11 protein-coding genes and 5 pseudogenes are annotated in these 16364 nt (G+C 56.7%); 9 read left to right on the top strand and 7 right to left on the bottom strand.

Going from position 1 to position 16364, the window contains the following annotated elements; all coding sequences use genetic code 11:
• Positions 1-2147: 2147 nt before the first annotated feature.
• Positions 2148-3107 carry a helix-turn-helix transcriptional regulator gene (locus QA637_RS29790; RefSeq protein ID WP_283067443.1) on the top strand — a complete coding sequence of 320 codons (960 nt, stop codon included), beginning with the start codon at positions 2148-2150 and terminating at the stop codon, positions 3105-3107.
• 15 nt (positions 3108-3122) lie between these two features.
• Here the strand turns inward: QA637_RS29790 and QA637_RS29795 are convergent.
• Positions 3123-3715 (bottom strand): annotated as a pseudogene (locus tag QA637_RS29795) (hypothetical protein); the annotation flags it as partial.
• 362 nt (positions 3716-4077) lie between these two features.
• On the opposite strand from QA637_RS29795, the gene QA637_RS29800 reads away from it, so the two are divergent.
• The 3 genes from QA637_RS29800 (at position 4078) to QA637_RS29810 (ending at position 6264) form a co-directional block, all read left to right on the top strand.
• On the top strand, positions 4078-4413 hold the full coding sequence (locus tag QA637_RS29800) for a hypothetical protein (RefSeq protein ID WP_487247769.1): 336 nt from the start codon (positions 4078-4080) through the stop codon (positions 4411-4413).
• A 309-nt stretch (positions 4414-4722) separates the two neighbouring features.
• Positions 4723-5658: a 3,5-dioxohexanoate:acetyl-CoA acetone transferase gene (gene kce / locus QA637_RS29805; protein WP_283067444.1), complete on the top strand. Its 936-nt coding sequence runs from the start codon at positions 4723-4725 to the stop codon at positions 5656-5658.
• 144 nt (positions 5659-5802) lie between these two features.
• Positions 5803-6264 carry a PaaI family thioesterase gene (locus QA637_RS29810; protein WP_283067446.1) on the top strand — a complete coding sequence of 154 codons (462 nt, stop codon included), beginning with the start codon at positions 5803-5805 and terminating at the stop codon, positions 6262-6264.
• A 186-nt stretch (positions 6265-6450) separates the two neighbouring features.
• Here the strand turns inward: QA637_RS29810 and QA637_RS29815 are convergent.
• From QA637_RS29815 to QA637_RS29830, 5 genes and pseudogenes are all read right to left on the bottom strand, one after another.
• Positions 6451-6944 (bottom strand): annotated as a pseudogene (locus QA637_RS29815) (integrase core domain-containing protein); the annotation flags it as partial.
• A 47-nt stretch (positions 6945-6991) separates the two neighbouring features.
• Positions 6992-7075, bottom strand: a pseudogene (locus tag QA637_RS31115) (transposase); the annotation flags it as partial.
• Positions 7076-7616: 541 nt separating this feature from the next.
• Complete coding sequence (locus tag QA637_RS29820; protein WP_283068048.1) at positions 7617-8789, bottom strand: M20 aminoacylase family protein; 1173 nt, start codon at positions 8787-8789, stop codon at positions 7617-7619.
• 80 nt (positions 8790-8869) lie between these two features.
• The gene (locus tag QA637_RS29825) at positions 8870-10243 is read right to left on the bottom strand and encodes an aminotransferase family protein (RefSeq protein ID WP_283067448.1); all 1374 of its coding nucleotides are present in this window, start codon (positions 10241-10243) and stop codon (positions 8870-8872) included.
• 78 nt (positions 10244-10321) lie between these two features.
• Entirely contained in the window at positions 10322-11692 is a 1371-nt protein-coding gene (locus tag QA637_RS29830) for an MmgE/PrpD family protein (protein WP_283067450.1), read from the bottom strand.
• 953 nt (positions 11693-12645) lie between these two features.
• On the opposite strand from QA637_RS29830, the pseudogene QA637_RS29835 reads away from it, so the two are divergent.
• Positions 12646-13383 (top strand): annotated as a pseudogene (locus QA637_RS29835) (transposase domain-containing protein); the annotation flags it as partial.
• Between the two features lie 176 nt (positions 13384-13559).
• Here QA637_RS29835 and QA637_RS29840 read toward each other — a convergent pair.
• Positions 13560-13748: pseudogene (locus QA637_RS29840) on the bottom strand (IS66-like element accessory protein TnpA); the annotation flags it as partial.
• A 179-nt stretch (positions 13749-13927) separates the two neighbouring features.
• Between QA637_RS29840 and QA637_RS29845 the strand changes: the two are divergent.
• From QA637_RS29845 to QA637_RS29860, 4 genes are read left to right on the top strand one after another with little or no spacing between them, the layout of a single operon-like run.
• Positions 13928-14227 (top strand): transposase, encoded by a 300-nt coding sequence (locus QA637_RS29845; RefSeq protein WP_283067452.1) that lies wholly within the window; start codon positions 13928-13930, stop codon positions 14225-14227.
• Between the two features lie 49 nt (positions 14228-14276).
• Complete coding sequence (tnpB, locus tag QA637_RS29850; RefSeq protein WP_428843187.1) at positions 14277-14474, top strand: IS66 family insertion sequence element accessory protein TnpB; 198 nt, start codon at positions 14277-14279, stop codon at positions 14472-14474.
• Positions 14443-16065, top strand: a complete 1623-nt coding sequence (tnpC, locus tag QA637_RS29855) for an IS66 family transposase (protein WP_283067454.1) — start codon at positions 14443-14445, stop codon at positions 16063-16065. Before tnpB ends, tnpC begins: the two co-directional genes overlap by 32 nt.
• On the top strand, positions 16065-16361 hold the full coding sequence (locus tag QA637_RS29860) for a hypothetical protein (RefSeq protein ID WP_283067456.1): 297 nt from the start codon (positions 16065-16067) through the stop codon (positions 16359-16361). Before tnpC ends, QA637_RS29860 begins: the two co-directional genes overlap by 1 nt.
• The last annotated feature ends 3 nt before the right edge of the window (positions 16362-16364 follow it).

Raw genomic sequence — 16364 nt, forward strand, 5'->3', positions numbered from 1 at the left:
CTTATTTTAATTCTTTGCAGATCCAGCTGGCGATCGTTAAGCCGCGCGGCGGGAATTGATCGAATAGTCTTCCTCAACTCGATTTAACGGTACTCGACAAGAAGCCGGGCATAAATACATGCAAATTATGCCCCGACGCGATTCATTATGAGCGGGATCATTCGAAGCTCAGGCCGTCCGCCTCGAATTCGCGCCTCGCGGCCTTCCGCAGATCATCATTCACACCTGCATCGTCCGCCTGATGGCCATTCGCTCGAATTCGCGACCAAAACCCCTCGTGTCGGCGCGCTGCCGGTGTTCTATTCTTCTGCACGGGCGAACTCGTGGTGAAGCGCGGTGCATCGGCTGAAAGCTCCGGCGGCCTCCTTGTTCGGAGCCCTGTCGGGTTGGGGCGGCCGCGCGCTTTTGATCTGGCCGGCGCCGATGCGAAGCCTCGATGAAGGTTCGTTATTCTCTTCTGGACATGTTCCGCGAGTTGCATGTTTTGGTCTCACAGCTTCCGGCCGGTAGTATGCCGGCCAGGCAGGCGTATTGCCTTCCGTCTGCGGTTTTCCTGCCTGCGACTCCATCGATTTCACTTTGTAGGCGACTGCCGCGAGTCCAGAGATAGTCTGTCCCTTTGATTATCATATACCAGACCGGGACCATCATCTCCGGAGACAGTCCGCGATATACAAATTCACCAGCGTGTTTGTATCGACCTTTGCGTGTTCACATGCGCCTGTACGATCGCCTTGACCTGCAGCGGATTGGCAACCTTCAGTCTGCGCACAAACAGCGACACCAGGCGAGACCCCGCCATGTAGTTATCATCTGTCGCCTCGATCACGACCTTCTAAGACCGTCCGGGTCATGTCGACACGAGCACCATGCCGAAGGCGCAGCTCCCCCTGTGCACCGGCCTATCGCAGAGCAGTGGAGACGTCCTCCGCGCAGAGAGGCTAAATTGCGATTCGCCGTCGTCTCCGGCAAGCGGTTTTTTCACTCAACAAAGAATGGTCCTTACGGGGACAGTCCCGAGAATGTAAATTTTCCGGGAAATACTGCATTCTACACAGCAATGGATCCAATCCCGGTGAAACACGCCAAAGCAGTCTCGCTTCGTGGATTCCCCATCAACCAGTTGACCGTTTCAGGAGTCGAGGGATTCGACAGTAGGGGCGCCCGGGATGTCTCGTCAGCGTCGGATGACGCCTTGGCTCATTTGGCGCCTTCTTCTCCTCACCGTCTCGTCACCTCTCGTCCCGTCGGACTTCGCCGCATTCGTCGCGAGGAAGAAGCTCCACTGCCACCAACGTCCGCTATTGAGGCCGCGAAGGTCAGGTTGGGATCAGACTCAGGAGGTGCAACACCTGTCAGATCGGCACCTTTGATGCGGCTATATCATCCTGACGCGAACCGCACGTTTTTTCCGCCCGCAAGCGCTTGGTGGTCGTGGTGAAGCGCCGGGGCATGAAGCGTGCAAGGTTGCTCTCGCTCGCAACTGAACGTCGTACTGCATCGGAGTTGGATTGAGATGACGGACTTTCGCTAGGGGCACGCGCTGGGCGGCATGAGCGAACGTATGTGATCGAGGCTAACCAGTAACTGGACCGCTTCCACTGAGTACCGTCGCAGGGACGCTGGCTTGAACAAGGTCGATAATCATAGGCCGCAATCGCTCGACCAGACAGCGCGCGTTCATCGAAGACTGAAGCGAAGTCGACCACCCCCTATCCGTCACTTCGCTTACTAACACCCCTCGCTCATATTGGCTCAGGGAGCACTCAGTCCACCCATGGCCGCTTTCCATAGAAAGCTTTATGCAAATCCGCGAAATTGCAACTGATTGACTTCAATATCCTTTTTTCGGACTTGAGATAGTCCCATAGTAACCAAGTCCTTGTACACACTTGGCCAAGGGTTCTTCTCCAGATCAAAAGGCTTTCTCTGGAGATGAGATCATCGCTCATGCACAAAGCTCCGGTAGTCTCGCGCCACTCTATAAGTCGTCTGCAACTTCACCGTAGTTGACATTTGAACAAGCGGTAGTGTACGGAATTATGTTAAACTATCAAAAAAAGTGAGGTGGAACGTGATGATTTGGGGTTTGCACCCTCAGTATCGCTCCCTGACCAACGCCGACGGCCCGCTCATGTGGATCGAGCATGATCGGGACTGACGACTTTGTTCGGCGGCTGAATGAGGGAAGCCGTTTTCAAATCCATCGGACAGACGATACAGCAGGTGTCTATCGGCTATTGCCTCCTACAGAGAGCGCCTCCGGCCACGTGGACGGCTATTTCGACTATCAAAACCTTAGCCTAACGATACGCAAATTGCAGGCCAAGGATGGATTTTTCGACGACGAGACTGGCCTTGGGCGGCTGGTATTTCTCCTCCATTTATCTGGATCACGGAGGATCGAGCTGGGCTCCTCGCGCAGCCATGAATTGTCCACGCCAACGCTCGCGGTCTATTATCAGCCCCGAGGCCTCATAAAACGTAGTGCTTGGGACAGCGGTGCCAATGAGTTGTCGCTTTCAGTCGGCATCTGGCCAAACAGACTGAGTTCGCTGCTGGGATTTTACCCGAAATGTTTTCCTAGGTTTTCGGAACAAGCCGAAAGTTCGGATTCATTTTGGTATTCTCGTCCGCTTCCCTACTCGGTGATGTCTGCGACCGAGCAACTTCTTAGCCCGAGTATTCATCCACTGCTTTCCAAAAGTTACATTGCCATCAAGTCCCAGGAACTCCTTTGTCTTAGTGTAAGCTCGCTTTTATCTGATAGCGGGTTCCTTTCCCGCCCTGATCTTAAAGTTGATCGCGTCGAGCAGGTGAAGTCCATGGTAGATGCAAACCTTAAGAATCCTCCTTCCTTGTCGGACGTCGCTGCTACCTTCGGTGTGCTCGCCGAAGACTTGTCGGATGAAATCCGAGCGGAAACGGGCATGAGTTACGGCCAATACATTAATGAGCGTAGGATGAAGCGTGCAATGATCATGCTCGAGAGCGGCGCAATCCCTCTCAAACGGGTGGCCTTCGAGGTGGGGTATTGTCATACTTCCAACTTTTGCACTGCCTTTAAGCGTCATTTCGGGGCCACGCCCAAAGGTGTGCGTGGATAGCACGTCTAAAATAAGGAATGAAAGCGAGAGCTTGGCAAGCCAAACCGACCGATAATGATCAGCCAGAACCGCGGCGGCTTCAACGCCTTCAAACCGTCGATAGCCCACGCTGCGACGGACAACGGCGCCGCTCTTTTGCTCGACAAATGCCTGATTTCTCTTGCGATAGGGTCGGCACCGCGTGAACTCGATAACCGCCCGCGAGCATTCTCTCCAACCACTGACCGTCAAAACTAGAGTCTGCATGAAGCTCCCCTCGCTCTCTGTAAGACAGCGAGCGGACCTCGGGCGAAAGGCAGAGATGCCGATGGGCGCTCCATCGAGTCAACCAGAACCGGGGTCAAAGGCTTCAACCCTTTGCCGCAAACGCGATCGGACGCTTCCCAGATGGTCACCAGCGCTTGCTGCGCCGCCTCGTCATAGATCCGCGGCCGCCTTGCACTTCGACGGCGATTGGCAGCTTCGCGCAATAGCCGCATGGCAGCCGCTGATGGCTGGCAACAAATTCATCGAATATCCGTGACTCTTCACCCCGATCACTCTTGACATAACGCGTCGCCAGCGCTCCGATCAGTTCCCCTCCTCGTTGCCATGTTGATCTGCCTCATCTGATTTGCTCGCACCAGAAATGCAGGAAGCAAATCAGGTGAGGCAACGACCAACAATCAGGGAGCGTTTTCGACGAGGCAATGCGCGTCTCACCTTGATTGGGTTCTTCCGTATATTTTGGTGCAGCAGGCGGGATTCACGGATCGTGCGAATAAGGTCATAAGGTCGGAATCGCAGTCGACGCCCGTGATTTGCCGTGCTCCATGCCTTCCGCTCGCTGATTTCCCCTGAACTTTCAATTGTCCAGATTCTTCCCCAGACCGATAGGGTAGTGCTCGTCGCCCGGCCGAAGGCGGAGGCATCGTGCTGCCCGTGTTGCGGTCGCCAGACGCGCCGCATCCACAGCCACTACGTACGACGGTTGGCCGATCTGCCGTGGCAGGGACGGGTTGTCGAGATCCGACTGCACGCCAGGCGGTTCCGTTCGCCGATCCGCAAATGCCGCGGGCGGATCTCCACCGAGCGGCTGCCGGAAACGGTGCCCCGAAAGCGAGACGCACATCCCGCCTCTGCGAAAGCCAACTGGCGATCGGCTTCACTGTCGGCGGCCGCGCCCGGCTCGCGCCTGTCGCACAAACTGGCCATGCCGGTCAGCGGCGACACGCTGCTGCGGATGATCCGCGTAGCCGAGGTCGAGCCGCCGGAGGCCCGCGCGTGGTCGGCATCGATGACTGGCCTGGCGCACGAGCCCCGTTGAGGGTCGGATCAACCGCCTCAAAACGATCAAGGGGCAGATGTATGAGCGGGCGGGTCATCAATTGCTGCGAAGCAGGCTTCTGGCAGCCGCCTGGCTCGCCAAAGCACTCCGCGAGGGAGAGTGGAACAAGGACCTGCACCAAATATGCGGAAGACCCCTTGATTGTCGCCGCACATTTGAGACCACTCCGTATAGGTCAGAAACCATAAGGTTTGGGCACTGAGAATAACTCTTGGTGCTCGCGTGCCCAGCTAGCCCCCGGGTAAACTGACCAAAGCTTCAAATTCGAGCCTCTTAGCGGAGTATCTCATGTCCAATGAGCGAAAAGTCGTAATCACCTGCGCTGTGACTGGTGCGGCTCACACACCTACAATGTCTCCATATCTGCCGATCACTCCCGAACAGATCGCCGATCACGCTATCGAGGCGGCGAATGCGGGAGCCGCAATCGTTCATTTCCATGCCCGAAACCCAATTGACGGTCGCCCAACGCCAGATCCGGACGTATATGCGCCTGCCATTGAGAAGATTCGTCGCGTATCGGATGCCATTATCAACATCACGACGAGTGGTGGTCCGAACACGACCGTGGAAGAGAGAATAGCGGCCGCTATCCGATTTAGACCGGAGCTAGCCTCGCTCAATATGGGCTCGCTCTCTCCTTATGGAAGACAAGGGATCGCAGCGAAATTTGATCATTGGAAGCATGCATGGGAGCGAGAACTGTTCCTCGCAGCACCCGCGCGCATTTATCCAAACACCGAGGAAATCATTACTCGAACGATAAACGAAGTCGGAGCCGTTGGTACTCGGTTCGAGTGCGAGTGCTATGATGTAGGACATCTATATAACGTCGCCTATTTCGCGGATATCGGCTTGCTGAAGCCACCCTTCATCATTCAGACGGTTTTTGGGTTCAGTGGGGGAATAGGCCTTGATGCCGACAATATGACCCACATGCGCAACGTTGCCGATCGTCTCTTCGGTACTGACTACCATTGGTCGGTTCTCGCGCCTGGCAAACACCAGTTCCGGCTCTGCACAATGGGAGCGACTATGGGCTCCAATGTGCGTGTAGGCATGGAGGATAACCTTTACCTCGATAAAGGAAGACTTGCCCATTCGAACGCCGAGCAGGTGGCGCGGATACGGGACATCCTCACCCTTTTATCCCTGGACATTGCTACCCCCGCCGAAGCCCGGCAAATGCTCCGCCTCAAGCGGGGAGAGCAGGCCAGTGTTTGAGCTGCGCCGAAGTACCAAAGCATAGAAAACTGGACGATTACGGCAGCGCCTTTAACGGCTCCTGTGGACGGGTTCTTCGACACCAAGGCTGCACGGACTTACACGACACCAAACGCCGCTTATCCCACTAGATGAAGGAATCGTATGACACAGAATACCACTTTCGTGCCGATTCGAACCGTGCCAGGCTGCTGGAGCGAAGAGGACATCAGGCGTATGCCAACACAAGGATTTCAGAAGAACCTCGGCATAGTACTTGACAAGGTGACAAAGGAACGAATCATCGCGCACATCGACATTGAGGGCCATCATATCAATTCTGCTGGAGCGGTGCACGGCGGTGTTATTATGTCGTTAGCGGACAGTCTTGGTGCTATGGGTGCTCTTCAAAATCTCGGTGCGACTTACATTACGTCGACGCTCGAATCAAAAACGAATTTTCTTCGACCCTGCGTTGGGGTGAGGATTTCCGCAGATTGCCAGCCCCTTCATCTAGGTCGAAACACATCGATTTGGCATACGATTGTATGCAATGATGGAGGAAGGATCTGCGCCCACGTGTGGCAGACGCAGATTCATGTAGCCCAAATTCCTGATGCGTCGTAAATGCGTCTTGCAAACTTATGCGTTTACTCTTGTCTGCGGAGCGCGAGCGACGTTCCATGTCGGCCTCATCCCCTGTCGGTCGCGGGGGCGATGATGAGTGACCTGTTCTCCTGTTTGTCCGCGTTTATAAGTTAGCTCTGTTCAGGTTTGGGTCCTGTAGGGACCGGGTTGCAAACTCGTAAGGGTCAAGCCGTCGAGGCTCGTGTGCGGGCGGTTCAGATTATAGTCGTTTCTCCAATCTTCGATGATTTCTCTGGCATGGTGATAGCCGGTGAACAGTTGCTCGTTGAGGCATTCGTCGCGCAAGCGTCCGTTGAAGCTCTCCAGGAACCCGTTCTGCGTCGGCTTGCCCGGCGCGATGTAATGCCACTCGACAACATGGTCCTGCTGCCATTTGAGGATGGCGTTCGAGGTCAACTCGGTTTCGTTATCCGACACGATCATGCAGGGATAGCCCGTGCCGAGCGCGATCCTGCCCAATTCACGGCCGACACGCTCGCCGGACAGCGAGTTGTCGACTACGGTGGCAAGGCACTCGCGGCTGAAGTCATCGAGGACGCAAAGGACACGAAAGCGCCTGCCATCGACCAGCGCATCCGAGACGAAATCCAAGCGACAGCGCTGGTTCGGTCCCTGCGGATCGCCATCGGCGCTCATGTTCCCAGCGCTCTTTTGCGGCCGCCGAGCGCCACTTGTAGGAGGTCGCATCGCTGACACGGTATTTGCGGCACAGCTCAACGGCTGACAAACCGGCCTGATGCTCCTTCAAAATGCCAATGATCTGCTCGTCGCTGAAACGGGAACGCTTCATTCTCTGTCTCCATCTTCGGAGAACAGACTAACCTCAAACCGAGGACATTCCAGGGGAGCAGGTCACCCTGAAGGCCGATCCCGGAGCCACCATCTCGTTTAGGGGGATGTCCTTGCACTCCCCGATCAGCCCGACGACGCGGCTGCCGCACATCGGAGTTGCACGCAGTCCGCCGAACCCGAACCGAAGTGCTCTTTTCATTAATCCACCTCCATCAAAGTGGACGTTGAATTGGACATCAACATGCCACGACACCACAATCGATTCATCGACTACTAGACGCGCTCTAAACGCCTATGCGAAGGCTGCGCGGCACGTTGAACACATCGGCGTCGTAATGTGGTTGGTCCTACCAAATTGAAGGTCCCGGCATCCGGTTGAACTGGTGCAGGAAAAGCATGAGGTCTCTCCTTGTTAACCTGCGACCGCCTTGTCGGCGTTGGGCAGAACCTGGGACAATCGAGTGCTGCGGGCTCCAGCGGAGCTATATACCGTACCTGCGTGTCGCAATGTCGCCTCCGCTGACCGGACCAGATGCATACTAATTATCCTGCCCACTCATCAATTCGACCCAAAGGGCAATTCCGTAGGAAAGTGCACTATCGTTGAAATCGTACCTTGGATGATGCAGAGGCTCTGTCGCACCGTTACCCAGGAAAATGAAGGCTCCGGGTCTCGCCTGCAACATATACGAAAAATCTTCCGCAGCCATGATCGGAGGAATGTCGCGCTGCACGGCGGCAGTTCCCCCGACACGCATGGCCGCATCCCCTAGGACGCGCGCCTGGCTGGCATGGTTCACGGTCGGCGGGTAGCCGCGGCAATAGTCGAGTTCAACACTTGCACCGAAGGCTTCGGCTATGGAAGTGACCATTGCTCCCACCCGGCTTTCTACCTTTGCGCGATTGACGTCTGACAATGTGCGGACAGATCCCTTCAGCATCACCTCGGAGGGAATGACGTTATAGGCATCTCCGGCATGGATGGATGTGACCGAGAGCACTGCTGGATCGAGTGGGTCGACACCGCGTGATACTATCGTCTGCAAGGCACTCACGATATGGTTTGCCACTGGAATGGGATCGATGGCCTCGTGGGGTCGCGCAGCGTGGCCGCCGCTGCCGACTATCTTAAGGTTAAATCGATCGGATGCAGCCAGCATAACACTGTCAGACAGAGCGAAGGTTCCAACTTCCATCCCCGGCATGTTGTGAAGAGCATATACGTCCTCGATGCTGAACCGCTCAAAAAGGCCGTCCTCTATCATCACCTTTGCACCGCCGCCGCCCTCCTCCGCTGGCTGGAAGATGGCGATCAGTGTGCCGGAGAATGCACGAGTCTCCGCGAGGTGCTTTACCGCTCCTAAGAGGATCGCCATATGTCCGTCATGACCGCAGGCATGCATCATGCCGGGTACAGTCGATGCGTACGGTAGGCCGGTTGCCTCCGGGATCGGCAGAGCGTCCATGTCCGCGCGGATGCCAATAGTTCGGCTCTCTGGGGCCCTTCCGCCACGGACTATTGCGACCACCCCACTTCGGCCGATACCGGTTACCACCTCATCGCATCCGAAGCTACGCAATAGATCGGCAACACGCGCTGCTGTGCGGATGACATCAAAGAGAAGCTCAGGATGAGAGTGGAATTCCCGGCGCCATCGCGTTGCTGCTCCTAGCAGATCATTGTCCAGCGCAATACCGCCCGCGCGGTTCATCGTATTCACGGGAAGTTTCTCCTGGATATCTAGGCCGGATTGTTGAGGGTGTCTGAGCCGACAATAGGTGCTAGCACCGCTCATCGGATCTCACTCTCAAAAATGCGGAACGTCTCTGTAAGCAGTTCCATGAAGAGGTCGATTTCGTCTTCGGCTATGATGAGCGGAGGAGCTGCCATGAACCACTCGCCGAATTTTCCGCTCGCGGCGCGGCGTCCATAAATATGTAGGCCGAGATCGCGGGCGATCGCTGAAACTCGGTAAGAGGCTTGGCTGGACGCCGGAAAAATTGCCTTCGTCGCCTTGTCCTCGACGATCTCCACGGCATTCAGCAGACCCAATCCTCGCACGTCGCCAATTGTATTAGTCCGATCCTTCAACACGGTTAGCTTATGCCGCAGGAGGTTCCCCATTCGCTCTGCATTCGTCATTAGGTCTTGATCTACCAATTCCCTGAGAACCGCGACACCGATCGCCGACGAAAGGGGGTTGCCGGAATATGTGTGACCGTGCAGAAAGCCGCCTGATTCAACCACCTTGTCGACGATCCTGTTCGGCGCAATCATGGCGCCGAGCGGTGTATAGCCTGCACTCAATCCCTTCGCGCAGGCTACAAGATCCGGCAGGGCATTTGGCCAGTGATGAGCAGCCAAGAAGGTGCCCGTCCGACCCGCGCCACACATCACCTCATCAAAAATCAGTAACACACCATACCGATCGCAGATCTCCCGCACTTTCTTGTAGTAATGATCCGGAGCGACTAGCGCGCCGGTCGCAACGCCGCCAACCGGCTCCATGATGAAGGCCAAGACGGTGTCCTCACCCTCCGCGAGAATTTGTCGTTCAAGTTCATTGGCGCAGTAGTCAGCATAGGAGTCGACATCGAAGCCTTCAGGAATGCGGTAGCTCAATGGTGCTGGGACCTTTGGCATGATCCGCATCATCGGTCCGAACATCTCGTCGCGGTCAGGATCCCCCGTGACAGCAGCGGCACCCATCGTGGACCCATGGTAGCCTGGCAGTCGCGCAAGGATCTTGGACCGTTTCGGTTGGCCGGTCACGACAGCATATTGGCGAGCGAGCTTTAAAGTGGCCTCAATGGCCTCAGAGCCACCCGAAACAAGAAACGTTTGATCAAAACCCAGCCCGGCAAGATCCGCTACCATCTTGCAAAGGGTTTCGGTCGCCTCGCTGGTGAAAGCTGTGCGGACCACGTAACTGAATCGACTGGCCTGCTCCATCATTGCGTCACGCACACGCTCGTTCCCGTGGCCGATATTCGCGGCGACCGCTCCAGAAGATCCGTCGAGATAGCGCTTTCCTTCTGTGTCCCAGAAAAAAATGCCCTTCGCGTGCGTAATCATTGGCGTTTGGCTAACGCCGCGACCGGCGTAAAAAGCGCTTCCTGAAGGTTCCCTTTGATCGAGTTTGGGCTCGGTGCTTTGAGTCGACATTTATGACCTGATCCTGATTATTGAGGTAATTTCGAAGTCGGCGTGCGACGGTGATGGCGGTGCGCATGTTCGGTGCCATCAGGGTGTCGCGCAGAATTGCAATGCTTCGCGCACGGAGAGAGCCTCCAACTTAAGGAGCGCTTCCATCAGATGATTTGCGTTTGATTGACCTATGTGCGGTGTCGCCAGGGTAAGAAACTTGGCTTCGACCTCAGCTTGACCAAAAGCCGGACCACCCGGGGCTCCGGTCGGAATCTCTGCCTCGGCAGATAGAGTCTCACCGTTTTTAAGGATGACGGTTACACGAGCCGGCAGCAGCTTTTTCGAGTAAAATTTGTCATCGGCATGGTTCAGCGTAGAGAGCCTGATCTTCGTTGCGGTTTTCTTTAATTCCTCATCTCCAAGGTCTTCCTCCCGGAGCCCGGTGGAGGAAGACTTGTCATGCAGCTCGAGCGCGAGTGCATAAGGGATATGAAACGCCGCCTCGATCGTTGACTCCGGCCACGGACCGTTGAAGTCACGTACAAATTCAGACACGGTTTCGACTTGAACCCGCTCAATGTCCTGACGGTCGAACTTGTCGCGGGCCAGTATCGAACGAAGCGAATCGATTGAAGTATGTATCCATCGGCACACACCAAACGCTCTGAAGCCTGTCTCAATGGTAAAATATCGCTCGCCCCAACGGCCAAGCATTTCCTCGGGCTCAAAACGGTCCGAGCCAGCCATTATCCAAAACCCGTCGTCCCCATCGAAGATGGTGCGGTTGCCATGGAACCCCGTACGGACGAGATCTACGGCCATGATCGCGCCTTTGTTTGCCCAACCGTAGTTGTTTTTAAGAAGGCTCATTGGCCGCGAGTGGAACTTCCGCAGGAACGGCAGCGGAGCATGCATTGGGACAAGCCCGTAAGCGTCGGCCATCTGGTCAGCATCGAACCGATGCAATAGGCCTGCCGCAGTGCAGGCCCCGAATATTTGCCAAGTACCGAGACCCTTCACCTCGCGATCGCGATTTTCACTGGGCCTGATGGCGGCACCCAATCGGAGTGACATTTCGTAGCCGCCAACAATAGCCGTGATCAGATCCTTGCCTGAGGCGTCGATCTCTTCGGCAACTGCAAGAGCCGCCGGAATCACAGAAGAGCCTGGGTGACCAAAAAGGACATAGGAGTCATCAAGGGTGAGCATGCTGGCGTTATTGGCGTTAGCGTGGGCTGCGTTGCCGGGATGGAACTTCAGCGACGTGCCGAACACTCTGCAATTACCACCCGAGTCGGTAGAGGTTAGGTGGGGCATCAACTGCACCGCGCCGCGCGTTCTGCTCCCCGCAATCATGCAGCCAACCAGATCCAAAACAAGAAGCTTGGCTTTGTCGCGAACCTGCTGAGGAAGTGCGTCAAAGGTCAGCGTAGTGACTTTGGTGGAAACATCTTCTGTTAGAGTCATGTTATGAGCCGCAGTTAATTCGATCAGGTGTGTCCAAGTCCCTGCCTGTATGCCGTCGTATCTCACCTGTGAATGCTTCACGATGTCTACAAAATTGTTGACATTTCCGGGAGAGTTATACTCTCATGAATTTTGTTATCCGGCCGTTTTGGGCCTGGTTGGACGGAAGCAGTGACGGTGACCCCTCCCAAAGCGGCGAGCTCATGGAGGTCCAACCGTTGATATTGCTTGCCGATCCTTTGAAGCTGTTGGCGTGCTGGCTGTTGGAAGCCGAGCGATCGAAGTCGCCTGCAAATCGGCGCCAATTTGATCACGTTAACGCGAAAAATTTGTCGATGGAGCCGAAGGCCCGTTTTACCAACCCGAGAGCGCACGCTTAACACACCGCTCTCTACAGTTGCTGTCCCGAGAATACTACGCGCTTCTGCCTCAAAGAGCCATTAACGTTTCTTGATGTATTTTGACGCTCCGATGAAGCTACAGTGTCCTGAACAGAGGTTTAATTAAATTTGAACCGGGGATGAACGTTCATTTGGAAAAGGTGAAGGAAGGCTTTACAAACTCAGAAGCCTTTCACAACTGTGCAGTCCGCTTACACAGGACACCAGACACGAGGCGAAGACGGCCATTGCTCTTTGCGTCCCCGCTCAGCCGTCATTTCAAGTTGCCGAGGCGACTGCTTCATCGGTCGAGAGCCTTAACCACTGTCTTGATGGCTTTCCTGGCCAGCCATCCTGTCGACTTCCGCAAGGCTCGGACAGCTTGCTGTCACTGCTGCGGGAATGCCGGCAATAGTCCGTTCAACGGCGCCTTACGTCTTCCGGGCCAAACGGCGGATAGAGTAAGCTCAACCATGCCCAGCTTCTGGCGCTCATCGATGGAATGGATTGGAAGCGGGTTCGGGTCGTGCCGGTGAAGCCGCGGGAGATTGTTGGGTAAAGCCCTGCGGCGAAGTGCATCAGCAACCTGAAGGGCAGAAAAGCCGAAGCAAAACGTGCTCTGGCCGGGCCGATCTCAAACTCCCAGATGACGTAAAAATTTGAAAGCCATGGAGCTTGCCATGGCCGAAAGGGCGGCGCGCGCCGATGCCCTTGAGAGCGATATCGCTGATCTCAAGGCGCGCAACGCTGATGCCGATGAGCGCGTCGAGCAGCTGACGCAGATCCTGAGGCCCTTCGATCGCGCCCGCTTCGGCCGGCGGTCGGAAAAGCTCGGCGCCCAAGCACCGGCGACGAGCAGCAAGCCTTTGTCTTCGATGAAATCGAAACCGGCATCACGGCGATCAGGGCACGGGTCAACAAGGGCCGCGAGCGTCCGGATGGCAAACGTCCGTCGCAGCCAGGCAAGGGCTTCGCATCGCAACTGGAGCGGATCGACGTGGTCATAGAGCCGGAGGGCTCTGCCAGAGCATGCCGGCAAACAGAAGGTGCTGATCGGTGAGGACGTGTCGGAGCGGCTGGATGTCATGCCGGCGAGGTTCCGCGTCATCGTCACCCGTCGCCCGAAGTATGCCATTAAAAAACGAGGACGGGTCATCCAGGCGCCAGCCCCGGGCAAACATCACCGAGGGCGGCATTCCGACGGAAGCGCTTCTCGCCCAGATTGCCGTCTCCAAATATGCCGATGACCTGTCGCCCTACCGGCAGGAGGCGATTTACGTCCGCGACAAGGTCGAGCTCGACCGCAAGCTGCGATTACCATAGAGAAGGCGCTCTCCAAATTGAAGGCGCGTCTGTAAAGGGCAGCCGAGCGAACCGTGACCGGCTCCAAGATGATCAGTGCGATCGTCTCCTGAACCAGTACAGCAAGGCTGTTGATGCCAGCCCGAAGGTCGATCGGTACGCGATGCAGGTAGACCTGAGGGGCAGCGCCCAGTCTGAACATGACCCAATGCTCCGATTATTGCTGCCAACGCGTCCAGATCACCGCATTCCAACATCAGATTCACACCGTTCGGCAGTGACGCGCTCACCTTGGCTGGAGAGGAAAAGGAGCCGCTCCTCTCCGATTTCGGCAGCCGCCGCTCTTCACCACGCGTGGCAGGCATATCCAGCGCCAAACGCTCTGCTCTGCATCGTAACCGCCCGATTGTGACCGCTTGCCGGATTGGGCCCTGATGGCCTAAGACACGTGTTTAACGACGTCGTGTCTTAGGCGAGGGTTACAATGCGCGTGGAGATTCTTGGGCAGGAACGGCGGCGTCGATGGCGCGACGAATAAAAGCGCGAGATCGTCATGTCGGTTGGGGTTTCTGGAGCCACGGTGACGGAGGTAGCTCATCGGCACCTCGTGACGCGGCAGCAGATTTACACCTGGCGCAGCGAGCTGAAGAAGAAGGGATTGTTGTCGCCATCCGCCAATGCGGTGTTTATTCCCGTCGACATGAGTGCCGTGCAGACCGAGCAATATGGCGATCAACAGGACCGATCTGGGATGATCGAGTCACGATTGCCCCGCGGTCGCAGCCTTTGCTTCGACAGCGGCGTGAACGCCAGTGTCCTGACGCGGCTTATTCGGGCGGTGGAAGCGGCATGATCGGACCAGGGACGGGCGTGCGAGTGTACCTGGCTGCGGGGTTACGGACATGCGCAAAGGAATAGAGGGCCTGGCTGCGCTGGCGCAGGACGTGTTGCGCCAGAAGCCGACCGGGGGCGCGGTCTTCGCCTTTCGAGGCAGACGTGGTGATCGTTTGAAGCTCCTTTATTTTGATGGGCAGGGCTTCTGCCTGTATTACAAAATTCTGAAGGCTCATGTCGAACGCGACCCAAAATCTTCCCGATGATCCCGCCTTCCTGAAGGCGATGATCGCTGCCTTGCAGGCGGAAAATGCGAAGATGTCGGCGACGTTGCGGGCGCACGACCAATTGATCCAGGACCTGCGGCTGCGCATCGCCAGGCTAAGGAAACAGGCCTTCGGCAAATCCTCCGAGAAGATCGAGCGCGAAATCCAGCAGTTGGAACTGGCGCTGGAGGATCTGTTGATCGCAGTGTCGGAGAACAGCACCAAACCAATTGACGAGGACGATGAGATCGTCCCGGAGGCGTCCACGGATTCTTCCAGGGAGAAGGTGATCCGCAGGCGTCCACGCGTATCAGAAAAGGCAGTGCGCGAGCGCAGGGAAATCGATCCCGGCAGAGTCTGCCCCGATTGCGGGGGAGAGCTGCGCCTTGTCGGCGAGGACACCAGCGAAATCCTCGACATGATCGCTGCCCAGACGAAGGTCATCGAGGTCGCTCGGTTGAAGAAGTCCTGCCGTTGCTGCGAGAAGATGGTGCAGTTGCCGGCGCCAAGCCGCCCGATACCGGGCAGCATGGCAGGAGCCGGGCTTCTGGCTTACATTCTGGTCTCGAAGTTCGACGACCATCTGCCCCTCTATCGCCTGAACGAGATCTTCGCCCGCATGGGCGCCGACATCCCCGACAGCACGCTGGTTGATTGGTGCGGTCGTGCCATGCGGGTGCTCCAGCCGCTGATCGAGCGGATCGAGACCGCGATCATGGGCAGTGACCTCCTCCATGCCGACGACACCCCGATCCGCGTGCTCGACCGTTCTCTGCGGGACAAGGGGTTGGGCAAAGGGGTGAAGAAGGGCAGGATCTGGGCGTACGTCCGCGATCAACGCCCATGGGCGGGCGCGGCTCCACCGGGTGCGGTCTATTACTTCGCCCCCGACTGGAAGGAAGAGCACCTCCACCATCACCTCAGGCAGGCAAGCGGCATCCTTCAGGCTGATGGCTACAAAGGCTACGGCAAGCTGTATGACCCTGAAGGGGATGGGACATCCCGCTTCCGTGAGGCGGCCTGCTGGGCACACTGGCGACGCGACTTCCATGATATCTGGACCTCGAATAAATCCGAGATCGCACGCGAGGCTCTCGACCGTATCGGCGCGCTTTACGACATCGAACGTGAGATTGCGGGTCAGCCTGCCGATATCCGTCTCGCCGCGCGTCAAAAGCACAGCAAGGCAAAAGTCGAAGCCTTGCGCGTCTGGGCCGAGGCGCAGTTGACCCGCATTCCGGGCAAGGGCGACCTGGCGCGAGCCTTCCGCTACGGCCTGAGCCGTTGGTCGTCGTTCTCCCTCTTCCTGGAAGACGGTCGGGTCGCGATCGACAACAATGCTGCTGAGCGGGCCCTGCGCCCGGTTGGAATTGGAAGGAAAAACTGGCTCTTTGCCGGCGCAGATACCGGTGCGGAGACACTGGCGCGTGCCATGACGATCATCGAAACGGCCAAGCTGAATGGCCTCGATCCGCAGACCTATCTGGCCGATGTGCTCGACCGTATCCACGATCATAAGATCAATCGCCTCGATGAACTGCTCCCCTGGAATTGGTCACCTATTGCCGTCATCTGCGCCGAGGCGGCCTGATGGCAACAGTCACTTATGTCCGCACCATCAAGTATGTCGCCGAAATTCTTGGCGAGGATCCAGAGCTTCTTCAGGCGATCGTCAGCAACGATGACAACCTGACCTACGGCAGTATCATCAGCGTCTATAACGGTGAGGACGAATCCATCACCGCCCTGACAGACGACGGCATGGAGGAACTGGAACAGATGCTCTCCTATGCTCGCCGCTCAACTCAGGAATGGAACGACTTCCTCGACAGCTTTGTTGACGACGGAGAACTTATCGCCCGCATCAAAGCAAAATCTCCGCGGTAGCAA

The organism is Sinorhizobium terangae, from assembly GCF_029714365.1.
Classification (GTDB): Bacteria; Pseudomonadota; Alphaproteobacteria; order Rhizobiales; family Rhizobiaceae; genus Sinorhizobium; species Sinorhizobium terangae.